The sequence below is a fragment of the Salmonirosea aquatica genome (genome assembly GCF_009296315.1).
Classification (GTDB): Bacteria; Bacteroidota; Bacteroidia; order Cytophagales; family Spirosomataceae; genus Salmonirosea; species Salmonirosea aquatica.
Map to the genome: position 1 here is coordinate 2,670,641 of NZ_WHLY01000002.1, position 21,720 is coordinate 2,692,360.

General features: G+C 52.0%; 19 protein-coding genes and 2 pseudogenes. 8 read left to right on the forward strand and 13 right to left on the reverse strand.

All coding sequences use genetic code 11. The features are described from left to right. Positions 1–229 precede the first annotated feature (229 nt). The 3 genes from GBK04_RS12235 (at position 230) to GBK04_RS12245 (ending at position 3,996) form a co-directional block, all read left to right on the forward strand. Positions 230–1,018: a succinate dehydrogenase cytochrome b subunit gene (locus GBK04_RS12235; protein ID WP_152760059.1), complete on the forward strand. Its 789-nt coding sequence runs from the start codon at positions 230–232 to the stop codon at positions 1,016–1,018. A 100-nt stretch (positions 1,019–1,118) separates the two neighbouring features. Then, complete coding sequence (locus tag GBK04_RS12240) at positions 1,119–3,107, forward strand: fumarate reductase/succinate dehydrogenase flavoprotein subunit (protein ID WP_152760061.1); 1,989 nt, start codon at positions 1,119–1,121, stop codon at positions 3,105–3,107. A 136-nt stretch (positions 3,108–3,243) separates the two neighbouring features. Further along, positions 3,244–3,996: a succinate dehydrogenase/fumarate reductase iron-sulfur subunit gene (locus GBK04_RS12245; protein ID WP_373331451.1), complete on the forward strand. Its 753-nt coding sequence runs from the start codon at positions 3,244–3,246 to the stop codon at positions 3,994–3,996. Positions 3,997–4,139: 143 nt separating this feature from the next. On the opposite strand, the gene GBK04_RS12250 is transcribed toward GBK04_RS12245, so the two are convergent. The 4 genes and pseudogenes from GBK04_RS12250 to GBK04_RS12265 all read right to left on the reverse strand — a co-directional run bounded on the left by GBK04_RS12250 (position 4,140) and on the right by GBK04_RS12265 (position 8,533). Next, complete coding sequence (locus GBK04_RS12250; RefSeq protein ID WP_373330920.1) at positions 4,140–4,766, reverse strand: OmpH/Skp family outer membrane protein; 627 nt, start codon at positions 4,764–4,766, stop codon at positions 4,140–4,142. Positions 4,767–4,865: 99 nt separating this feature from the next. After that, positions 4,866–5,255 carry a hypothetical protein gene (locus GBK04_RS12255; protein WP_152760065.1) on the reverse strand — a complete coding sequence of 130 codons (390 nt, stop codon included), beginning with the start codon at positions 5,253–5,255 and terminating at the stop codon, positions 4,866–4,868. Between the two features lie 123 nt (positions 5,256–5,378). Further along, positions 5,379–7,714 (reverse strand): annotated as a pseudogene (locus GBK04_RS12260) (penicillin acylase family protein); the annotation flags it as partial. Between the two features lie 90 nt (positions 7,715–7,804). Then, the gene (locus tag GBK04_RS12265; RefSeq protein ID WP_152760067.1) at positions 7,805–8,533 is read right to left on the reverse strand and encodes a copper homeostasis protein CutC; all 729 of its coding nucleotides are present in this window, start codon (positions 8,531–8,533) and stop codon (positions 7,805–7,807) included. A 275-nt stretch (positions 8,534–8,808) separates the two neighbouring features. On the opposite strand from GBK04_RS12265, the gene GBK04_RS12270 reads away from it, so the two are divergent. Then, positions 8,809–9,030 (forward strand): DUF2795 domain-containing protein, encoded by a 222-nt coding sequence (locus GBK04_RS12270; RefSeq protein ID WP_132122348.1) that lies wholly within the window; start codon positions 8,809–8,811, stop codon positions 9,028–9,030. 34 nt (positions 9,031–9,064) lie between these two features. Here GBK04_RS12270 and GBK04_RS12275 read toward each other — a convergent pair whose 3' ends face one another. After that, the gene (locus GBK04_RS12275; protein WP_373330921.1) at positions 9,065–9,547 is read right to left on the reverse strand and encodes a sterol desaturase family protein; all 483 of its coding nucleotides are present in this window, start codon (positions 9,545–9,547) and stop codon (positions 9,065–9,067) included. Between the two features lie 175 nt (positions 9,548–9,722). Here GBK04_RS12275 and GBK04_RS12280 point away from each other — a divergent pair. Continuing rightward, a pseudogene (locus GBK04_RS12280) lies at positions 9,723–10,363 on the forward strand (AlbA family DNA-binding domain-containing protein). A gap of 65 nt (positions 10,364–10,428) precedes the next feature. Here GBK04_RS12280 and GBK04_RS12285 read toward each other — a convergent pair. Beyond that, positions 10,429–11,424: a polysaccharide deacetylase family protein gene (locus tag GBK04_RS12285; protein WP_152760069.1), complete on the reverse strand. Its 996-nt coding sequence runs from the start codon at positions 11,422–11,424 to the stop codon at positions 10,429–10,431. A 136-nt stretch (positions 11,425–11,560) separates the two neighbouring features. Then, a complete protein-coding gene (locus GBK04_RS12290) occupies positions 11,561–13,339 on the reverse strand; it encodes a DUF4153 domain-containing protein (protein ID WP_152760071.1) in 1,779 nt (592 codons plus the stop codon). 139 nt (positions 13,340–13,478) lie between these two features. Here GBK04_RS12290 and GBK04_RS12295 point away from each other — a divergent pair, with 139 nt between their 5' ends. Continuing rightward, on the forward strand, positions 13,479–14,462 hold the full coding sequence (locus tag GBK04_RS12295) for a hypothetical protein (RefSeq protein ID WP_152760074.1): 984 nt from the start codon (positions 13,479–13,481) through the stop codon (positions 14,460–14,462). Between the two features lie 20 nt (positions 14,463–14,482). Here GBK04_RS12295 and GBK04_RS12300 read toward each other — a convergent pair whose 3' ends face one another. The 6 genes from GBK04_RS12300 to GBK04_RS12325 all read right to left on the reverse strand — a co-directional run bounded on the left by GBK04_RS12300 (position 14,483) and on the right by GBK04_RS12325 (position 19,532). Further along, positions 14,483–14,785, reverse strand: coding sequence for a rhodanese-like domain-containing protein (locus GBK04_RS12300; RefSeq protein WP_152760076.1), 303 nt, complete (start codon positions 14,783–14,785; stop codon positions 14,483–14,485). A 70-nt stretch (positions 14,786–14,855) separates the two neighbouring features. Further along, a complete protein-coding gene (fabG, locus tag GBK04_RS12305; protein WP_152760078.1) occupies positions 14,856–15,593 on the reverse strand; it encodes a 3-oxoacyl-[acyl-carrier-protein] reductase in 738 nt (245 codons plus the stop codon). A 27-nt stretch (positions 15,594–15,620) separates the two neighbouring features. Further along, entirely contained in the window at positions 15,621–16,094 is a 474-nt protein-coding gene (locus GBK04_RS12310; protein ID WP_152760080.1) for a MaoC family dehydratase, read from the reverse strand. 106 nt (positions 16,095–16,200) lie between these two features. After that, positions 16,201–17,175, reverse strand: a complete 975-nt coding sequence (locus tag GBK04_RS12315) for an NADPH:quinone oxidoreductase family protein (RefSeq protein WP_152760082.1) — start codon at positions 17,173–17,175, stop codon at positions 16,201–16,203. Between the two features lie 63 nt (positions 17,176–17,238). Beyond that, positions 17,239–18,318, reverse strand: coding sequence for a phosphotransferase family protein (locus tag GBK04_RS12320; RefSeq protein WP_373330922.1), 1,080 nt, complete (start codon positions 18,316–18,318; stop codon positions 17,239–17,241). After that, on the reverse strand, positions 18,315–19,532 hold the full coding sequence (locus GBK04_RS12325; protein WP_152760084.1) for an acyl-CoA dehydrogenase family protein: 1,218 nt from the start codon (positions 19,530–19,532) through the stop codon (positions 18,315–18,317). Before GBK04_RS12325 ends, GBK04_RS12320 begins: the two co-directional genes overlap by 4 nt. A gap of 174 nt (positions 19,533–19,706) precedes the next feature. Here GBK04_RS12325 and GBK04_RS12330 point away from each other — a divergent pair, with 174 nt between their 5' ends. Next, a complete protein-coding gene (locus tag GBK04_RS12330) occupies positions 19,707–20,702 on the forward strand; it encodes a bifunctional heptose 7-phosphate kinase/heptose 1-phosphate adenyltransferase (protein WP_152760086.1) in 996 nt (331 codons plus the stop codon). Positions 20,703–20,786: 84 nt separating this feature from the next. Continuing rightward, positions 20,787–21,707, forward strand: coding sequence for a ThuA domain-containing protein (locus tag GBK04_RS12335; RefSeq protein WP_373330923.1), 921 nt, complete (start codon positions 20,787–20,789; stop codon positions 21,705–21,707). Positions 21,708–21,720: the final 13 nt, after the last annotated feature.

Here is a 21,720-nt window from a genome sequence, read left to right on the forward strand (position 1 = left end):
TCAAAAGTGAATGTACCCATTTTTTCCGAATTCGGAATTTTCATCAGAGCTACAAATCAAAACAAATATTTCAAACAGACGGTTAGCATTCAAAATCTTAAAATCATTATAAATTGATCGCTTTCGTGCAAAATAGAAAGCCTTTTATTGTGTCGGATACGTTTGTCCCGTACCTTTGAAAGGTTATAGTACCATCTAATTTTTGCACTCAATTCTAACGCGTTTTGCTATGTCGTGGCTAACACAAACGTTATCAAGTTCCATCGGTAAAAAGTTAATTATGGCTCTTACGGGCCTTTTTCTATGCACTTTTCTCATTGTACACGTAACGGGTAATCTGCAGCTTTTCAAGCCCGATCAGGGGCTATCGTTCAATACGTATACGGTTTTCATGACCACCAATCCGTTCATCAAAACAATCTCGTACGGTCTGTATGCATTCATTCTGATTCATGCGTTCGACGGCCTTTACCTGGCTTACAAAAACCGTCAGGCGCGTGGAAAAAAAGGGTACGCTACGGTCAATAATCAAAGTACCTGGGCCAGCCGGAACATGGGCATTCTGGGTACCATTCTGTTGGTGTACCTGGTGGTACATATGGGCGATTTCTGGTACGAATACAAGTTTGGCCACCTACCTTTCAAAGAGTACACCATCGACTTGTCCGAAGGTACCATCCTTCAAACCAGGCAGATGCCCGATGGTTTTATCCTCAACAGCAAGATGGAGGAACGTCTGAGCGACGACAATCAGAGCAAGACCGTCATTGTGAAAGACCTCTACCGCGAAGCGGAGTCTTCTTTTTCCAACCCCCTGCTGGTGCTGTTCTACGTACTGAGTATGGCGGCGGTGTCCTTTCACCTGGTGCACGGATTCCGTTCGGCCTGGCAAACGCTAGGGGCCAATCACCCTAAGTACAATCCGCTCTTTAATTTTCTGGGAGTATGGCTATTTGCCATCATCATTCCGATAGCCTTTGCGGCTATGCCGGTATATTTTTACTTAAAACAACTCTAGTCAGTTGAAAATTGAAAATGAAAATTGAAAATGAAATTAATAGTCTCACTTTCAATTTTCATTTTTCAACTTTCAATTTGCTTTTCCAAACAAGAGCAATATGTCAACTTCACCAAAATTGGATTCTAAAATCCCGGCCGGGCCACTGGAAAGTAAGTGGACCAAGTATAAATCGTCCGTACCCCTGGTAAACCCGTCCAATAAGCGGCGCATCGAAGTGATAGTGGTAGGTACCGGCCTGGCCGGGGCTTCAGCGGCGGCTTCCCTGGCTGAAATGGGTTATCAGGTCAAAGCCTTCTGTTTCCAGGATTCTCCCCGTCGGGCCCACTCCATCGCGGCCCAGGGCGGCATCAATGCGGCCAAGAACTATCAGAACGACGGCGACTCCATCTACCGGCTTTTTTATGATACCGTCAAAGGGGGCGACTACCGCTCGCGGGAAGCGAATGTGTACCGTCTGTCCGAAGTATCGGGTAGCATCATTGACCAATGTGTGGCCCAGGGGGTACCCTTTGCCCGGGAGTATGGCGGCTTGCTTTCCAACCGCTCCTTTGGTGGAGTGCAGGTGCAGCGGACGTTTTACGCTGCCGGCCAAACTGGCCAACAACTTTTGCTCGGTGCCTATTCGGCCCTGCAACGGCAGGTAGGTATCGGAGCCGTACAGCTGTATACGCGCCACGAAATGCTGGATGTGGTAAAAATTGATGGTAAATGCCGGGGGATCATCGCCCGCAACCTGGTCACGGGCGAGATCGAACGCCATTCGGGGCACGCGGTGTTGCTTTGTTCAGGCGGCTACGGCAACGTATTTTACCTATCGACCAACGCCATGGGCTGCAATGTAACGGCGGCGTGGCGCGCGCACCGACGCGGCGCTTTTTTTGGCAACCCCTGCTTTACCCAAATCCACCCTACCTGTATTCCCGTATCGGGCGAACATCAGTCGAAACTCACCCTGATGTCGGAATCGCTCCGGAACGACGGGCGTATTTGGGTACCCAAAAAACAAGACGATAACCGCCCGGCCAATCAAATTCCCGAAGCCGAGCGCGATTACTACCTGGAACGCCGCTATCCCGCCTTCGGCAACCTGGTGCCCCGCGACATTGCCTCGCGTGCCGCCAAGGAGCGTTGCGACGCAGGCTATGGGGTAGGACCTTCCAAAATGGCAGTTTATCTCGACTATGCTTCGGCCATCAACCGCTACGGCCACGCGGAAGCCAATAAAAACAACATAGACAACCCCTCGGAAGAACAAATCAGGGAACTGGGCAAGGAGGTCGTAAAAGAAAAATACGGCAACCTGTTCGATATGTACAAGCAGATTACCGGCGAAGATCCCTATGAGGTACCTATGCGGATTTATCCGGCGGTACACTACACCATGGGCGGTTTGTGGGTAGATTACAATCTGATGACCACCGTGCCGGGCCTGTATGCTCTGGGCGAAGCCAACTTCTCCGACCACGGAGCCAACCGCCTGGGCGCTTCGGCGCTGATGCAGGGGCTGGCTGACGGCTACTTTGTAGTACCCTACACCATCGGCGCCTACCTGGCCGGAGAAATCCGTACCGGTGCCATCCCGACCGACCATGAGGCATTTGTGCAGGCGGAGAAGGATGTGAAAGACAAAATCTCCAAGCTATTATCGGTACAGGGAAAAACCTCTCCCGAACATTTCCACCGCGAGTTGGGTAAAATCATGTGGGACAAGTGCGGTATGGCCCGTAATGCCAAAGACCTGCAGGATGCCATTATGGAAATCAGGGCTCTGCGCAAGCGGTTTTGGGAAGATGTACGGGTGATGGGGTCGGCCGATGAACTGAATCCCGAACTGGACAAAGCCAGCCGGGTAGCCGACTTTATGGAACTGGGCGAACTCATGTGCCAGGATGCTCTGGACCGTAACGAATCATGCGGCGGTCACTTCCGCGAGGAGTACCAAACCGAAGAGGGTGAAGCCCTGCGCGACGACGAAAACTACATGTACGTGTCGGCCTGGGAATATAAAGGCGACAGTGATTGGGAGCTTCACAAGGAAGAACTCGAATATGAAAACATCAAGATCGCGCAACGGAGTTATAAGTAAAGAGTTTATGAGTTTATGCGTTGAAGGTTGAGTGAGAATTCCGCAGAATACCAAGAGGAATAAGTTACGTTAACTTTTGACGCCGTGGGGCGCCCCGCGTTAACCTTTTACCCCCAAAAAAATGTCAGCAGAAAACATGAACCTCACGCTGAAAGTGTGGAGACAAAAAAATAAAAATTCCGAGGGTGGATTTGAGTCCTATTCCCTCCAAAACATATCGCCGGACATGTCCTTCCTGGAAATGATCGACGTACTGAACGAGCAGCTCGTGCACGATAATAAGGAACCCATCGCTTTTGATCATGACTGTCGCGAGGGAATCTGCGGAATGTGCTCAATGCACATCAACGGCCGCCCGCACGGACCACTCAAAGGGGTAGCTACCTGCCAGCTGCACATGCGTTCGTTCAACGACGGCGACACAATTGTGGTGGAACCCTGGCGGGCGGCAGCCTTTCCGGTAGTTAAAGACCTGGTTGTGGACCGCTCTGCCTTCGACCGGATTATTTCGGCTGGCGGCTTCGTATCCGTTAATACGGGTAATGCCCAGGACGCCAATAGCCTTCCCATCGCGAAGGAGGACGCCGACGAAGCCTTCATGGCGGCGGCCTGTATTGGTTGTGGGGCGTGTGTAGCGGCTTGCAAGAACGCCTCGGCGATGCTCTTTACCTCGGCCAAAATTTCGCAATTGGCTCTCCTGCCCCAAGGGCAGGCCGAACGCAAGATCCGCGCCGAAAAGATGGTAGCTCAAATGGATTCCGAAGGCTTTGGGGCCTGTACCAATACCGGCGCTTGCTCGGCCGAATGTCCCAAGGAGATTTCCATGGAAAATATCGCTCGCATGAACCGCGAGTACCTGGGTGCGAAGATTACATCGAGCCGGGTATAGGTAGGAGATAGGTATTCAGCGAATTGCTGCTGGTTAATACTTTATTCTGAACTAATTAAAACAGAAAAGCCGACCAAAATTGGTCGGCTTTTCTGTTTTACTCAATATTAAAAGCGAACAGCCCTGAGCCAATGGCTTAAAAATTATTTTTTCGCCGTCGAATCTTTTTTGGCTTCGCCGGCTTTGCTTTTTTCTTTGTATTCGTTATTCAGGCCATCCAGTATTTTCTGGGTCACATTAAGATCTGAATTGGCAAACAAAATACCGCCACCTTTCGAGTAGCCCAGTACGTACTCATACTCGTTATCCTTGTTGTACTTCTCGATGTATTTATAAATCAAATCGTACAGTTCATTGTTCTTATCCGCTTCCTGCTGTGCCAAGGTTTGCGCCTGGCGGTCGCGGTAAGCGATCAGATCCTGTTGCTTCTTTCCCAGCTGCGCCTCAGTGGCACGTGCCTGGTCGAGCGTCATGGTTTGGGCTTTCTGTTGGAAAAACTGAATTTCGTTTTCCAGTGAACGTCCCCGGTTGGCCAGGTCGTTTTCTAATTGGTAACGCTTGCTTTCGAGTTCCTTGCGGGTATCGTCAAAAAAAGCGTAGTTTTTCAAAAGGGTATCCACTTGCACATACACGATGCGGCGACCCTGTACGCCCGTGGAGTCAGCGCCCGAAAAAGAAGAGGACTTGCCGCCCGAGAAGTGCAAAAAGAATAGCACGAGCACGGCTACAGTCAGGATAGCATTCCAGATAAGGGAGGTATTGTTGTTCACGTTGTTGAATAATGAATGAAAAATAAGATACCGGGGAATAGCCTATTCCCCAAGGAGCCGCAAAGATAGTAATTTGTAAATCAAGCCCTATACAGCGGGTCAAAATTTGCGGGAGTGCAGTTCTGGCTCTACTCCGGCCGTTCCTTTCCCAAAAAGCTGACGTACGTAGTAGCCTGCCATCCCGGCGAATCCCGCCACGAATCCGCTTACCAGCGATACTATTATAAGCAGTACCACACCGTTGGGCAGGAAGAACAATTCCGCCATCCGGTTAGACATACTGCCCTGGGTACTGTTATGAATGAATGTGGTGTAGGCCAGCCATACCGTCGATACCGCCGCCAGGCTGACCGCATAGGCGCTGCCAGGATGATGGGAACGCCACAGACACACTACGAAAGGTACCAGCACGATCATCCACCAGGGCAGAAATAGTTGTAATACGGCGGTGGCCACCAGAATAATGAGATAATTATAAACAACACGCATAGCTTATTTCTTGGTTAAAGTCCAGGTAGTGGTCAGGCGGGGACTCTGCTCCTCCGGCGATTTTAGATAAATCAACTCGTTGAGTTCTCCTTTTTCCCACTTTCCAAGCATGTTCATATACAATGGGCTGGAAGGATTGCCCGATTGCCCGCCCGGATAAAGCCCATAAGCCCGGGGTTCCGGCCCCAGCTCCACCACCATGCGCCACGAAGGACCGTGGTGGTGCGTGGTGGCGTTGACAATGCTTCCGCCTCCACCATTTTTGATCGGGGGGCATTGAAGGGTTTAAGGGCGCGACTCAGGTGAAGAATCTCCGTGTCCTTCACTGTAGCCCACTGCCAGGCGGGACTCATGGGGCCGTGGTGGACGGTAAGTGAATCCAGGGTAGCTTTGAAGCTCTGATGGATAATATCAGCCATGGTTTCCCGCACAGGCGTTTTGGCATTGTCTACCCAGTGAATATCAGGTTGATTCAAAATAAGGTATAGGGTACGGTCCCGGGTGGGGTACCTGAATGCCAGAGAATCGGAATAAAATTCGTCTTTCCATATGGCCGTATTCAACGCGACGATCCATTCTTCAAAGATCGTGGGCGCTATCTCGTTTGGATTGTTCATCAAGTTCCAGCTCTCCAATTTCTGAAAGGCCGCTTTTTGGGAAGCCGTGAGGGGTACCCCTTTAAGGTAGGTAAGCAAGGTGGGCAGGATAGTTCTGGCCATGACGCTGAAATTATCGTTCTGTAGCATGCGCAGACTATCGGCCGTGGCCTGTTGCATAGCGGCGAGCCGCTCATTGATCCGGATGGCCCGTTCTGATGGAGCAAAACGCCAGTTAATATAGTAGGGGTAGGTAGGATCGGTGGAAGACTGATTGGCCGAACTCACGAATCCGCGTGGGGGGTTTTTTACGTGCGGATTCTGCGCGGCCGGTATCCAGCCCTGCCAGTCATTGGCTGGCTCGCTTCCGTCCAGGAGGTACTTTCCCTGTTCGTTCCACTTCAAGGGAAATTTGCCATTGACTGTGATGGCTATATTCTTGCTATTGTCGGCAAATACGAAATTCTGCGCCGGGCCTACATAGTACGTTAGGGCCCGCCGGTAGTCGTCGTAGTTCCGGGCTATGTTCAATTCGTAGAAAGCCCGGAAGCTATTACCCGGCTCATGACCGATCCAGCGCACGGCCAGCGCGGGTCCGGAGCGTCCTTCATTTTCCTGATATACAACTGGCCCGTGGTGGGTGTACACCACATCTTCCCGAACCGGCTCATCGCTTCCCTTCACCGTAATAATTTCCTCCCGCTTGCGAGTCTTACGCCATTGGTTGTCGTACCAGTACTCGGCTCGCGAGGTATCCCGAAATTTGATCTGGTAGTAGTCGAGCACGTCGGCACCGACATTGGTTACGCCCCAGGCCACGTTTTTGTTAAATCCGATTACTACGCCGGGTATACCTGGCAATGAAACGCCGTATACATTCATATCGGGAGTGTGTAGCTGTACCTGGTACCAGATGGAGGGCAGTGTCAGTTCCAGATGGGGGTCATTGGCCAGAATGGGGTACCCTGTGGCCGATTTTTCGGCACTGATCGCCCAGTTGTTACTTCCTAGGCCTTCATAAATCGGTTCGGCAAAGGGAGTAGACTTTTGATTTTTTTCCGTGAAACCCACCGCTGCCGTCTCCACCTCTACCGGAGGGGCCGGAATTGGCAGAGGAGTAAAGTTCCAGGGGGTACCTGCCGGAATAATCGGACTTTCCATCAGCATGGGGTAGTCGGGAAATACCTGCTCCATGGTTTCTTTGCCCAGGGATTTCAGCAGATTGGACATGGCTACCTCATCGCCGCCACCGGCGAGCGTCAAAGTCATTTGTTCCAGCATGTACATGCATTTGAGCGGAGTCCAGGCTTCGGGTTCATAGCCCAGCAGTTTATACTCGATGGGTAGGCTGCGGGCTGGAAGCTGATCGATGTAGGCATTGATCCCGGCCGTATAGCCTAGCAGAGCCTCGCGGCTAATGGGATCACTCATGGCCATCTTTAGGTTTACCTCAGCCCCGTAGCCCATGCCCATACGGCGGCTTCGGCGATCCATGGCCACGGTACGGGCACCCAATACCTCTGAGAGCCGACCCGCCGCCGCCCGCGTCTGCAAGTCCATCTGCCACAGCCGGTCGCGGGCGGTTAGGTACCCCTGAGCATAATACAGATCGTAGTTATTTTGTGCAAAAATGTGCGGGACGCCCACGTCGTCGAACCGGATAGTAACGTCTTCACGCAGGCTATCGAGGGCAAAGTCGGGATCGTTGATGCGAGAAAACAAAGGAATATCCCCATTCTGCCAAAATCCGGTATAGGGACTTATGAAAGGACCCAGGGCAGGCACTGGTCCCCAGGGGCTACTTAAGGCATACACAAATCCAACGACGAGCAGCACGCTGGCGATTGCTTTTACAAACTTCATAGGTGGGTAAGGGTTTACTAGGCAGAGGTACTTTATAAGTAGGGAATACGAGCTTGCTACTCTTTTCAATACTAACTGAGATGAGAAAGATCAGGAAACAGCACGAAGCAACGCCGCAATGCGATCCGGATCACTGTACATGATGCTATGTTCATCCGGGATTTCCCCCGCCATCGAAATACCATCTGGGAAATAGGTCTGCTGGCCCGGCCGGAAGGCCTTCCCTGTCAGGTGCAACGCATGAATACCGATGCCCGCCAGAAGTGGCCCACTATCAGCCGACACACCGCCGCCGGCCATGATTTCGATTCTATCACCCGCCCGTTGAACGAGTTGCGCTAACAAGGGTACCCCTTGCGGAGCTGTAGATTGCTGCCCCGAGGTCAAAATCCGCTCGGCCCCAGTTTCGATGATAGCTTCCAGTGCTTTTAGTGGATCGGGCGTGAGGTCGAAGGCCCGGTGAAATGTTACACCCATAGGGTGGGCATACTGCACTAAAGTGCGGGTACGATTCACATCTACGGTTCCGTCCGACAGGAGGATACCCAACACTACGCCATCGGCTCCCATTGAACGTGCGATATCAATATCCCGGCGCATGACCTCCAGTTCCTTTTCATCATACACAAAATCGCCCCCACGGGGGCGGATCATGACGTAGAGAGCAATACTGATGTGTTCACGTACGGCAGCAATAAGGCCCGCACTTGGGGTGGTACCTCCCTCCCCCAGGCCACCACATAGCTCCACGCGGACGGCACCCGCTTCCTGCGCGTTCAGGCAGGATTCGAGGGAATAGGCACATACTTCGACAGTCATTCGGAACAGGTATGGGAAATCAGGGGTGAATATTACAAAAATTCAGTGGGTTCGTCGGCGTAGTTGGCCTGTTTTGGACAAAGGTTGCCACAAAATTAAGGTTTCTATTATTTTTTAATTCATTGAAAGTCAATACTATATAGTACAATAGAAAAAAAAAAAACAGAAACAAAAATTTTTTATTAAAAATACTGTTAAAAATTACCGAGAGAAGCAAATCTTTTTACTTTTGCACTCCAAAAAAAGAATCCAACAATTTAATCCTATTTTACATTATGTACTGGACACTAGAACTTGCATCATATCTGGAAGATGCCCCCTGGCCAGCTACCAAGGACGAACTCATTGACTTTGCCATTCGTACCGGAGCCCCACTGGAGGTAGTTGAAAACCTGCAGGAATTGGAGGACGACGGCCAACCCTACGAAAGCATCGAAGAAATATGGCCCGATTATCCCACGAAAGAAGATTTCTTCTTCAACGAAGACGAATATTGATTCAGCACGAAGGCGCCTGCGGGCGCCTTTTTTGTTAGGCCGTTTCTGCTGATTTCGCTTTATTCAACGGCTTCGCTTCGTACTTTTTGGGTGCATATAGAAACCCGAAGGCTTCGGCTCCATCCCGCTCGTGTACTTTATGGTGGATGTAGTGTGCCTTCATGATACGCTTCATGTAGGCACTGCGGGGAGAGTACCTGACCTTGATACGGCGATGCACGATGATATCATGAAAAATGAAATAGGCTACACCGTATAGCGATATACCGAAACCAATCCACATCAAGAACCGCCACGCAGGTACCTCTGAACCTACTATGATTAATACCGTGGCGGTAATACCGAAAATAATACCAAACCAGTCATTACGCTCCCACCAGTGCTTGTGGTGCACATGGTGCGACTCGTGCCAGCGCCACATAATGCCATGCATGATGTACTTGTGCGTGAACCAGGCGAAGCCTTCCATAAAAGCGAAGGTACCCAGCATGAGTAATATATTAACTGCTAAATCCATGCGTTATAGCTAAGGAATTGTGAAAGACCCTGATAGCTTTCCACTAGACAAGGTCAGAAAAAAAACGTTTTGGAAGGGATAATTGTTAGAAAAAAAAGTTAGGTACATTACTTTTTTAAAAAGACGAAAGTCCCTATATTTAGCAAACATATCTTCCATCTAATTTCTACGATTGATGGACCTGCGAACGCTTAAAGAGCTGGTTAAGCAAGGTGAGGGTGATAACCTGGAATTCAAACTGAAATCCAATCACCCCGAAAAAATTGTCCGCGAAATGGTCGCTTTCGCTAACTCCGGAGGGGGAAAGCTGCTCATCGGTATCGGCGACGACAAAACCATCAAGGGCCTGAAATACGCCGACGAAGACGAATACATCCTGGAGCGGGCCATCCAGAAGTACTGCTCGCCTCCTATCCCCTACCGTACCGAACGTGTGCCGCTCACCAATGAGCGCGATGTGCTGGTGTTTCACATCCATCGCAGCACCGAAAAGCCACATGCCGTGCTCGACATGTTTGGCAAAAAAAATCATACGTACGGGTAAAGGACAAGTCGGTACAGGCTAGCCCCGAGATGCGTGAAATTATGAAACGAACGCGCCGCAATCGCGACGTGCGCTTCAGCTACGGTGAAAAGGAAAGGCAATTGATGCAGCTTCTCGACAAGCAGCAGAGCGTCACCGTGGATTCGTTCGCCAGCACCGTGGGCATTCCCCGAAACATGGCCTCCCGCACGTTGGTGCTACTGGTACTGGCCAATGTCCTGGAGGTACATCCCGGTGAGGTGATGGATCGTTTTACGATGGCGATGATGTAGGGGGTACCTTGGGGATTGTCTCTTACTTTATCCGTTGCACTGCATAAACAACAAGATACTGTCTTTTACTTCACCTTCCCCCGCCGCTGCATGGCTTCGCGCCAGGTGGTGAGGATGATGCCTTCCTTTTCGATGTAGGCTTTTAACTTGGGGTCTAGCATGGCCAGCAGGTCGCCTTCGCGCGTTTGGGTGGAGCCGGAAATAATGGGAAAAACCTCCGTTGGGTCGGTACAGTGCATGATGACCATCGTCAGGCCGGGCTTCAGGTTTTTCAGTCCTTCGATGTACTTCTGGGTTTTGAAGTTTTGCAGGTTTTCTTTCGTGGCCGGGGTACCTTCGGGGAGTTTCCAACCGTAACTGACATTATGCAAGTCATCAAGCACGGGTAGTCCGGCCTGCCAGAGTTGTTTACCGATGGTCTGGGTCATGGCAAACATGGCATCGTTCATACGCTCATCCACCCGAATGGCCGTGTTATGGCCGCCGGGAAACATGACTGGGATTTTTTCCTCCATACCTACCTTAACATAACGCTCGATGAAGGCCGGCGTGGCAAACAAGGTACCCATGTGCGAATCCAGGTGGGTAGGTTCAAAACCCATCGTGCGAGCCCGTTCCAGTTGGGCGCGGATTTCGGCTTCTACTTCGTCGGCAGTAGCGTGTTTCACCACATCGGCCACACTGGGCCACATCGCTCCTTCGGCATCCACCAGGCCCTTCACGGTGGGCTTACCGGCCAATGGTCCCCAGCGATACTCTTTCCATTCGGAAGTGAGTGTAAGGTGGAGACCGGCGTCGATCTCGGGGTACTTTTTAAGGATATGTACAAACCCCGGCACCCAGCCGCACGGCATCATTACGCTCACCGAAGTGGCCACCCCGTCGTGGATGGCCTTGAGGGCGCCTTCGTTGGAGTCGTAGGACATGCCTGCGTCGTCCACGTGCATAATGATTACCTTTTTGCCCGCCGGGTACCCTAGCTGCTCGGCGAAGGTTTTGGTTTGGGCGGAAGCGGCGTGAATCATGAAGAAGGCGAGTAAGCAGAACACAATCGGTTTCATGGATTTTCGAGATTAGGTAGCTGTAAAAGGGAAAAAAGGCCAGGTAATACTGTGCCCTTATTCTTACTTTTCAAATCAAGAAATGGGCTACCTGATAAAGCCACCAATCCTATTTAAAGTATATATCCCTTGAATTTCAGTCCTTTCCCAGTAATACGCCTCGATAGGAGTAAAGTTTGCCACTCTTCGAAACGGTGTTGAGCGACACCCGTACCTTAGCCTGAGTGAAGGTAAGTTCGTCTGGACTGACCTCGTATCCGGCGGCTCCATATTGTTGCTCGATCTGGGCTACCCGCGCGGCTATGTCCAAAGTAGTTATTACTCTTTCATTTTTTGAGACAATAAGCCTGGCTCCCTGCTCTGCTGCCTCCACTTTCCAGGTATCCTGTTCGCGCACGGCATCACCATACAAGTCGAAAACCAGCAGGTAATCATACCCTTGAATGCGGGTACCATACATTCCATCGCCTCCGGCAAGAGCGTACCGGATATTATCGGCTTGCCCGGATTTCCGTGTTTTTGCGCTCACGGTTTCACGCAGCTGTTTTTCCATGATACCCGCAATGGCAGATTGATTCTTGTCTTCGGGAACGGAAGCAAAAAAGGGACTCAGGGTACCTATCTCTTTTCGGTCGCGGAAATAGCGTATTCCCGAGATCAGCCGATCATAGTCATCGGCAGGTAGGGTGGCTTTCCCTGTAAGTTTTCCACTGCTATCCAGGAGTTTGTATTTTTCCAAAAGCCCGCCGAAACGTTTCGCCTGATTCTGACGGGAGTAACTGAAAATACTCCACGGACCTACCGCCAGCAGAAAACTGGCCACGCAGAGCGAAAGCGGAATCCAGCGGATGTCGTCTTTTTTACTAATTAAAAAATAGAGCGTGAGGCCCGTGAGCCATACGGCCAGCGCCGCCACGAGGTAACGGTTTTCGGTGACGCCGTATTCCGAAATACGGCGGAAAATAGCTACGCCCAGCAGTACGATCAGCGGAAAAAGAGCCAGGTGAAAACGGTTGGTGAAAATCCGGATCCACCGTTCCTCGGCGCTGTCGCGGATGGGATATAGCAAAAGCAGGGCGAAAATCCCGGCCACTGAAAACGCCATAACGAGGTAAGCTACGCCGCCCTGGGGTAGCTGCCATTGGACAAGGATCTTGGCGGTATAGACGTATAAAATCAGCAGGTACACAACTTCCAGCGGCAGGAGTACATACTGCGTGAATAGCTTGACACCAGCCGAGTAGCCTTTCTGCGCTTCCAGGTTTTCGAGATGGGCCGGAAAGCCATTCAGAAAAAAAAGCGAGTGCAGAAACCCGCCAATGAATACCAGTAGGTACAATTCAACCTTATAGGAAAAATCAAAGGAAAACAGAAATCGGACGGTTTCGACCGCCACAAGCACTCCAATGTACAGGGTACCCGCATAGAGCGTGGCGGTGAGGAACTGCAGCAGCATAGTTTTGTTGAACCGCCAGAAACCATTGGGTTCGTCATAACCCACGAAGGGTGCAAACGATACCACCAGGTGCGCACTCACCAGAAACATCCCGAAGCGGTAATAATCGCGTTGAATGGGAACGGGGCTGATGGTGAAGAAGTAAGCCACTAGCAGAGCCAGTAGTCCCAGGGCACCCGCCGCCAACCACAGCCGACTCCACTTCCGCCGCTCGGCTACCAGATGCAGGCTCAGCAAGAGAGGTAGAGCTACAAACACGACCAACAGGGGACGAATGTACATGGGCCGCGCAAACGCAAAGTGGTCGGGTAGTGAAATCAACCTGTAAAGCAGGTACGCCTTCAGAGCGGCCACCAGTACTACCAACGGAAACCGCCGGACCACCTGCTCAATGCCATAGGTCAGTGTTTTGAGGGAAGGTATACGAAGAATGGTCGGAAATCGGGATCGATCGGCCATAGGCTTGGGGCTTTTACAGTTTTTCAAATCAGTGTGAACAGCCAAAAATAGATAAATTCGGCTAACTCTGTTTGGTATCGAAAAGCAATAGCCGTATATCTTTGACGTTATTGGCTACGGAATTCCAAACTTCGCCCGCATGAAATTCACTCCCGTTCTTTTCGCTATTTTACTAATTGCCCTGGTACCCTGCGCTCAGGCGCAGCAGCTCGGTCTTAGTCGCCTTTTTTATCCCAATGGTACCCTGAGTGCCAGCTATATCGTACCGACTAACTCGGCTACTACGCAGAATTTCGGGCTGACACGCACCAGTTTTCTGGGGATCGTACCCATCCAAAGCGAAGTACAGGGGAGTTTCAGTTTAAAAAAGAAATTCGACCTGCGGGCGGTACATACAGTACTCATTGGCCAATATTCGCAATTGCAGCCTACCCTGGACGAGAAAAATTTTCCCGACAACGGCTATAAAACCATTTCGCTGGGTGCGATTCGAATGCAGGCAAGTGTGAAAGACAAATTGTGGGTATACGGTGCGGCGATCGGTATGACCGAGTCAAACGAAACGTTTTTTACGCCGCAACCTTTCCTATGGGGCGGGGCCGCCCGGATGCGGATTATTGGGCTACGGAGCCAGATCGTGTATGGGTCTATTTTGGCCTATAACCAAAAATTACGCGTCATTCCCGTGTTCGGAATCAATCAGCGGCTGGGCAAGCAGTGGCGCGCGACCGCACTCCTACCGTTCATGGCCGACGTCAACTACCATCCGACCAAATGGTTCAGCATGGACATGCTGGCGGGTGTCAACGGCTATAGCGGTGGTTTTCAGATACAAACCGCCGAGGAAAAAATACTGCGCCGCCAGAACTACCAGCACGTCAAATTAGGCCTATCCGCCAACCTACATCTGTTGACCGTATTCAATATTTCTGCCGAAGCGGGCGTGGCAGGTTTCCGGCAGTTGCGGACTTTTAATAGCGCGCGGGAAAATCTCACTTCTACCCACCCGCCTTTTGCTCCCTACGTGGGCGTAAGCGTAAGGTACCTCACGTCGCGCTCCAATTTTTCTTCTAAATTTATGGGAAAATTAGGCTTGGGCGAAAAAGGGGTGGTGAATTGGTAGAAGGTACCTCTGGTTTCTTATCAGGCCAGATTTTTCCAGGGACCAGCATCATATACCTCGACTCCCTTCGCCGCGAGCAGCGACTTGGCCCGGCTACTGCGCATACCCGAAGCGCAACATACCACCACCGGTTTGTCCCAGCTTTGTATCTGACTCATTTTAGCAGATAAGGCATCCAGCGGAATATTTTTTGCGTTTGGAACATGTCCTCCGGCAAATTCTCCGGGGGTCCGTACATCCACAATGATAGCTCCGGCTGCAACTTTCTCTTTTAAATCGTTGGTGTTGGTACCTCCGAATAGGGATTTCAATAGATTCCTCATGGGGCTGGTTTGTTTAGTGTTTCTACAAAACTACCCCGCTCATTCAGTCCGTTCAGTGACATTTGTTACACTAAGCCACGCCCCCGTTGACGCTCAACGTGTGGCCATTGACGTATGACGCTTCGTCGGAGGCTAGGTAGAGGTAGGCGTGAGCAATGTCTTCAGGTACCCCCATGCGTCGGAGTGGTATGGCGGCAATGGATTGGTCACGCACTTCTTCGGGAATCTGATCGGTCATGTCGGTCAGGATGAAGCCCGGCGCTACGGCGTTGGCCGTAATATTGTGCTTACCGAGTTCCTTCGCCCAGGTTTTGACCATGCCGATAATGGCTGCCTTGGTGGCCGAGTAGTTGGTTTGGCCGAAGTTGCCCGTTATACCTACCACCGATGAGGTACATATGATGCGGCCGTATTTTCTTTCAACCATATAAGGTACCACGGCTTTGGTGCAGTTGAATACGCCCGTCAGATTCACGTCCAGTACCTGTTGCCATTCTTCGTGCGACATTTTCAGCAGGGAGCGGTCACGGGTAATGCCGGCATTGTTGATGAGGATATCAATTTTTCCATACTGCTGAACGACTTTCTGAGCGGCCGTCTCCAGGATACCTGGATCGGTGACGCTCAGTTTCATGAATTCGGCCGGAAAGCCCTGATCGCGTAGCGCGCGGGCCGTTTCTTCGCCCGCATCCAGCATATCCCACAAAATCACCCGGGCGCCTTCCTGGGCAAAAAGCAAAGCCGTGGCCTTTCCAATGCCGCGGGCACCTCCGGTGATGATGGCCACCTTATCCTGTAATCGGTTCATGCTTTGAAAATAACGGGATTTTGAATTTCAGGAAAAAGGTGATTTCTCAAAAAGCAGCGTGATGAGCTCCGCCACGCAGACCGGCTTATCGGAACCTTCCCGTTCGAACACGCATTCGGTGGTAGCACGTACCCCGCCCGATTCCTGTTCTTCCACTTCCTTCAAAGTCATGCGCATCCGCACCCGACTGCCCGAAGGTACCGGCGCCATGAAGCGTACCTTGTTGGTGCCGTAGTTGATCCCTACCTTGACCGAATTGATCTTATACAGATCGGACATGAGTTTGGGAGCGAGCGAAAGGGTCAGGAAGCCATGGGCCACGGTAGTTTTGTAGGGGGATTGCACCGCCGCTTTCTTACGGTCGATGTGAATCCACTGGTGATCGCCGGTGGCGTCGGCGAAGTCGTTGATCTGGCCCTGCGAGATGGTTTCCCATGGGCTTACGCCGATTTCTCGGCCCAGGTGTTCCCGGAATTGCGCGATATTCTGGTAGGTTTTCATAAGGGACGGATATAGGATGATTTTGATGAAGTCAGCGCTCTTATTACAAAAAACAGATTACAACCCAATATACGCATTTTGCCTACTCTGGAGAAGTTTTTCCGTTTCAAACCACTACTACGGCTTTCCCCACCACTTTCCGATCCATCATATCGCGGAGCGCTTGGGCGGCGTCAGCCAAGGGGTAGGTTTTGTACAGATGCTGTTGCAGTTTTCCCTGGGTTATCCAGGTCAGTAGCTCCTGAAAGTTCTTCTGGCTTTCGCGGGGTTCGTTTTTGGCAAAGGCCCCCCAGAAAACACCCACCAACTGACAACCTTTCAGGAGTACCAGATTAAGGGGTACTTTCGGGATCTCTCCCCCGGCGAATCCTACCACCAGGTAGCGCCCTTTCCAGGCGATGGAGCGCAGGGCCGGTTCGGTATAGCGGTCGCCTACGGGGTCGTAGATGACGTGGGCGCCGTTGCCTTCGGTAAGTTCTTTCATGGTTTCCCGGAGGTCTTCAGTAGCATAGTTGATGGTCGCTTTTGCCCCCATTTTTCGACAAACCGCCAGTTTCTCGTCGCTCGATGCCGCCGCAATGACGTGGGCACCCATGAGCACACCCAGCTGCACGGCAGCCAGGCCTACGCCTCCTGCGGCACCCAGTACCAAAAGCGTTTCTCCGGCCAGGAGTTGGGCGCGGTTTTTCAGGGCATGGTAGGAGGTACCATAAGTGTACATCACGCTTGCCGCCGTAACGAAATCCATGCCCGCCGGGATGGGCAAGGTAGTAGTGGCATCGGCCACGACTTCCTCGGCAAATCCGCCCCAACCCGTCAGCGAAAGTACAGTATCGCCCACGTTAAGATGCTTTACGCCCTCACCTACTTCTTTGACCATGCCCGATACCTCGCCGCCCGGCGAAAACGGGAGTGGGGGCTTGAACTGGTACTTGTTCTGAATGATGAGCGTGTCGGGGAAGTTGACGCCGCAGGCTTTTACGGTAATCAGCACCTGCCCTTTGCCGGGCGTCGGCGAAGGTACCTCAGTCAAAATCAGGTTTTCAGGTGAACCAAATTGGGTACAGAGAAGGGCTTTCATGGGATTCAAAGGATTAGTAAAAAACTTATTTTGGAGTTTGCCAATAGGCAACTGGCCTCAAAACTAAAACCTACCCCGCTCCACGGCTTTTGCCGCCTTAGCCGACAACGAATTAATCCCAAACAGCAATCCGCCAAAACGCTCATCCTGGGTAAGACCTTTTTTCCAACGGGCGTAGATTTGCTGGATTACCACTGTATTCTTGAAAAGCCCGAACACATAGTAATAGAGAATATTCGACAAATCACGCCCGCTTCGCTCGGCGTAGCGATCGGCAAATTGCTGCCGGGTCAGGTTGCCGGGTAGCCAGGTGAGGTTAAAACTCCGCTCGAAAGGTCCATCATCCGCCTCGGCCCAATAGGAAAGGGCAGTACCTACGTCCATGAGCGGATCGCCTACGGTACACATTTCCCAGTCGAGCACGGCGAGGATGTCGGCCAGGTTATCGGGATTTAGCACGAGATTGTCGTACTTATAATCGTTGTGAATCAGGGTAGGTGCATTCTCTTCGGGCATCGTGTCACTGAGCCATTGGTAGAGTTGCCCCATAACAGGCAGGTCATCGGTTTGGGCGGCGAGGTACCTTTTGTACCAACCTTCCACCTGCCGACGTACGTAGCCTTCGGGCTTGCCCAGCGTGTCGAGGCCGGGGGTGGCAATGTCGATCGCGTGCAGTTGCACCAGATTATCGATCAAAGCCTCCGAGGTACCCCGCAATTGTTGGGGTGTAAGCCCAAACTGCGGGGCATTTTGCGCCCGCAGGATAATGCCCTGCACGCGTTCCATAATATAAAAGGGAGAGCCTATCACCTGCGTATCTTCACACCGTAGAATCGGCCGGGGAATTTTGGTGAAGCCAGTGCTCTGGATCATCTTCAGTACCTGGTACTCACGCATGACATTATGACCGCCCTTGATGTGTTCAGCCCCGAAGGGCGGACGGCGCAGTACATACTCCTGCTGATTTTCAGTTTTAAGCCAATAGGTTAGGTTGGAGTAGCCGCCGGGGAACTGCCGCATTTCTACTACCGGCAATTTGAAAATATCCGATCGCAACAGGTACCCATTCAGAGAAACCAGATCAATTTCCTCGCCCGCCCGGATGGGCGCGGGGCTATCGGTAACGATATGCATCTTGCTCATTTTTTCCTTTTTACGTCCAGCCCGTAGCCTTTCAGGATGTTCCGGGCCAGAGCGGATTTATGTACTTCGTCGGCCCCGTCGTAGATACGGGCGGCCCGTTCGTGGGTGTACCAGTAAGAAAGCAGAATATCGCTCGTCATACCCAACGCGCCGTGCACCTGAATGGCGCGGTCGACGACGCGGAGCATCATATTGGCCGTAAAAAACTTGATCATGGATACCTCATCGCGAACGGCAGCGGCTCCCTGCTCGTCGATGTGCCGGGCCGTGCGCAGCACCAGCAGCCGGGCGGCGTCAATTTCTGCCCGACTGTCGGCAATGAACCCCTGAACAAACTGCTTGTCGCCCAGCACGGTACCTTCTTCCAGTTCGCGACTGACGGCATAGCGGCACATCAACTCAAAACTTCGCTCGGCAATACCAATGAACCGCATACAGTGGTGAATGCGTCCCGGTCCCAGCCGTTCCTGCGCCAGCAAAAACCCCGCTCCTTCCGGCCCGATCAAATTCGCTTGAGGTACCCTTACGTTTTCATAACGCATTTCGGCATGACTCGCCCAACTGTCACCCGCATGGCCCATGATCGGAATATTCCGCACTAGCGTAACGCCCGGGGTACCCATGGGTACCAGAATCTGACTGGCCTGTTTGTGGCGGGCTGCTTCGGGATTGGTCACGGCCATGACGATGATAAAAGCCGCGCCGTCGGCCGAACTGGTAAACCATTTATGCCCATTGATGATATAATCTTCACCATCTTTCACGGCAGTGGTACCCATGCGAGTGGGGTTAGAGCCGGCAAATTCGGGTTCGGTCATACTGAAACAACTCCGGACGGTACCCTCCATGAGCGGTCTAAGGTACCTTTCTTTCAAAGGCTCGGGGGCGTATTGGTGCATCAATTCGGTATTGCCAATGTCGGGTGCTTGCGTATTGAACACAAAGTGGGCGAAGGGCGAACGCGCCAGTACTTCGCTGATTTGCCCGAACTCGCAAAGCGTCAAAGCCAGTCCACCGTCTGCTTCCGGCAGGTGCAGGCCCCACAGCCCGGCTTGTTTTACGAGTTTTCTCTTTTCCAATAATACAGGCTCTATGTAGGAAAAATCACGCGTCAGATTTTCGGTCGTTTCGAGGGGATAAAGTTCGGTTTCGACAAATTCCTGAATGCGGGGGAGTAAGGTACGTAGGCGTTCAGTGGCAAAAAGGGTTTCCATTAAGTTATTGGCGGTAAGATGCTGGAATTTTGACAAAGGCCTTATTACGGTCACTTCATGCTAAAAATAGCACATTAGCCTGACCTTCTCCCAAAATTTAAGAACTTTGCCACATCCAGTTGAAAATGGTAAGTTGAAAATGCGCAATCGTCATTTTCAACATTCAACCTTCCAATGATCGCAGTGACTCTAGACCAACTATTTGAAGGCTTTACCAAGTTGCGCGTTCTCGTGGTGGGCGACGTCATGCTCGATTCGTACGTGTGGGGGAAAGTAGAGCGGATTTCGCCCGAAGCGCCCGTACCTGTGGTCAACGTGGGACGGCGTGAGTACCGTTTGGGTGGTGCGGGCAACGTGTTGCTTAATGTGCAGGCCCTGGGCGCAGAGGCGATTGCCTGCACCGTTATTGGCAACGACGGGCCGGGTGATATTCTACAACACCAGCTTACCGAGCGGAACCTGAGTTGTGAGGGCCTTATCCGCAGCGAGGACCGCATCACCACCATCAAAGAGCGAATTATTGCCGGTTCGCAGCAGGTCGTGCGCATCGACACCGAGACGGATGCCGCTATTTCCAGCACGGAACGTGCCCAACTTGTGGCCAAAGCCAAAGAACTCATTCCAGATTGTCAGGTCGTTATTTTTGAGGATTACGACAAGGGGGTACTTAGCCCCGAAGCCATTGCCGACATTACGGCATTTGCCAACCAGCACCAAGTACCCACGGTGGTTGACCCAAAAAAACGCAACTTCCTGGCCTATCAGCAGGTGACGCTCTTCAAACCCAATCTGAAAGAACTGCGGGAAGGCCTGAAGGTAGATTTCGATGTGCGCGATGGCGCTGCATTGCGAGCCGTGGTGCAGCAACTTACCCAAACACTCAATGCCTCCGGGGCGCTGATCACGCTTTCGGAACACGGCATTTATATTGATTATCAGAACGAAACGTGCCATCTGCCCGCCCATGTCCGCAGCATCGCCGATGTATCCGGGGCGGGCGATACCGTCATCAGCATCGCGGCCTGCTGCGTGGCACTCGGGGTACCCCCACGAACGATCGCGGCTTTGTCTAACCTGGGCGGCGGTCTGGTTTGTGAGCAGGTAGGTGTGGTACCGATCGACCGCGAATTGTTGCGGGCCGAGGCCATGCGGGAGGGATTGGTAGAGTAACGTGGCGCTGCGCGGGTAAGAGGACAGCTCCTGCGTCTTTATAGAAAACATCCTGTGTTTCGAAAAATTCAACTCTTCCTGGCTATGACATTTTCTTTCCAGCGCGCCAAAACTACCCCATTCTCTCCAAAAATACTGAGCTGGTTGCTGCTGATGGGGGTAGGTATACTGATTGGGAGCTGTTCTTCCAAAAATCAAACGAGTACCTCCAAAGACAAGAGGCCGTTGGTGGTTTTCGTCACCGGCGACCACGAGTACAGCGGCGAATCCACGCTGCCCATCGTAGCGGCCGAGCTGGAAAAAAACTACGGGATGCGTACCCTAGTCCTGAAAGCTTCGCCCAATCAGAACAGTGAAGAAAATATTCCCGGCCTGGAAGCCCTGCGAGATGCCGATTTGGCGGTCTTTTTCCTCCGCTGGCGTAGGCTTCCAAAAGACCAGGTGGCCTACATCGATGAGTACCTCAACTCCGGCAAGCCCGTGATGGGCTTTCGTACCAGTACCCATGCCTTCAACTATCCTAAAGGACACGAACTGGAAGCCTGGAATGCGTTCGGCGAACGCGCCTTTGGCGCGCCTCCGGGTTGGGGTGGAGCCGCCAAGCACTCCCACTACGGACACGAAAGTACCACCGACGTTTCCATCATTCCCGAAGCGGCCCAGCACCCCATTCTCACCGGGGTCGATCCCAACTTTCATGTAGCCTCGTGGCTCTACCGGGTACTGCCCGACTACCCCGTGAAGGGAACTACCTGGCTGCTAATGGGTAAATCGGTCAATCCTAATTCCCAACCCGCCGTGGATCAGCCCGTAGCCTGGACCTGGCAAAACCCAGCGGGTGCGCGGGTCTTTATGACCACCCTGGGCCATCCCGAAGACTTTCAGGTAGAAGCTTTTCAGCGCCTGGTGGTCAACGCCATTCACTGGGAGCTGGGCAAGCCCGTTCCTAAAAACTGGAAAGGGAAAATGGACATCCAGGTACCCTACCGGGGTATCGTGAATTAAAATAGGGGATACC

Coding starts and splice junctions, on each gene's coding strand:
- GBK04_RS12275 (WP_373330921.1), bottom strand. CDS start 9,547: ATGGATTTAGCAGTTAATATATTACTCATGCTGGGTACCTTCGCTTTT.
- GBK04_RS12295 (WP_152760074.1), top strand. CDS start 13,479: ATGAAATTCACTCCCGTTCTTTTCGCTATTTTACTAATTGCCCTGGTA.
- GBK04_RS12325 (WP_152760084.1), bottom strand. CDS start 19,532: ATGGAAACCCTTTTTGCCACTGAACGCCTACGTACCTTACTCCCCCGC.
- GBK04_RS12265 (WP_152760067.1), bottom strand. CDS start 8,533: ATGACTGTCGAAGTATGTGCCTATTCCCTCGAATCCTGCCTGAACGCG.
- GBK04_RS12290 (WP_152760071.1), bottom strand. CDS start 13,339: ATGGCCGATCGATCCCGATTTCCGACCATTCTTCGTATACCTTCCCTC.
- GBK04_RS12320 (WP_373330922.1), bottom strand. CDS start 18,318: ATGAGCAAGATGCATATCGTTACCGATAGCCCCGCGCCCATCCGGGCG.
- GBK04_RS12310 (WP_152760080.1), bottom strand. CDS start 16,094: ATGAAAACCTACCAGAATATCGCGCAATTCCGGGAACACCTGGGCCGA.
- GBK04_RS12235 (WP_152760059.1), top strand. CDS start 230: ATGTCGTGGCTAACACAAACGTTATCAAGTTCCATCGGTAAAAAGTTA.
- GBK04_RS12315 (WP_152760082.1), bottom strand. CDS start 17,175: ATGAAAGCCCTTCTCTGTACCCAATTTGGTTCACCTGAAAACCTGATT.
- GBK04_RS12270 (WP_132122348.1), top strand. CDS start 8,809: ATGTACTGGACACTAGAACTTGCATCATATCTGGAAGATGCCCCCTGG.
- GBK04_RS12300 (WP_152760076.1), bottom strand. CDS start 14,785: ATGAGGAATCTATTGAAATCCCTATTCGGAGGTACCAACACCAACGAT.
- GBK04_RS12255 (WP_152760065.1), bottom strand. CDS start 5,255: ATGCGTGTTGTTTATAATTATCTCATTATTCTGGTGGCCACCGCCGTA.
- GBK04_RS12335 (WP_373330923.1), top strand. CDS start 20,787: ATGACATTTTCTTTCCAGCGCGCCAAAACTACCCCATTCTCTCCAAAA.
- fabG (WP_152760078.1), bottom strand. CDS start 15,593: ATGAACCGATTACAGGATAAGGTGGCCATCATCACCGGAGGTGCCCGC.
- GBK04_RS12245 (WP_373331451.1), top strand. CDS start 3,244: ATGAACCTCACGCTGAAAGTGTGGAGACAAAAAAATAAAAATTCCGAG.
- GBK04_RS12240 (WP_152760061.1), top strand. CDS start 1,119: ATGTCAACTTCACCAAAATTGGATTCTAAAATCCCGGCCGGGCCACTG.
- GBK04_RS12285 (WP_152760069.1), bottom strand. CDS start 11,424: ATGAAACCGATTGTGTTCTGCTTACTCGCCTTCTTCATGATTCACGCC.
- GBK04_RS12330 (WP_152760086.1), top strand. CDS start 19,707: ATGATCGCAGTGACTCTAGACCAACTATTTGAAGGCTTTACCAAGTTG.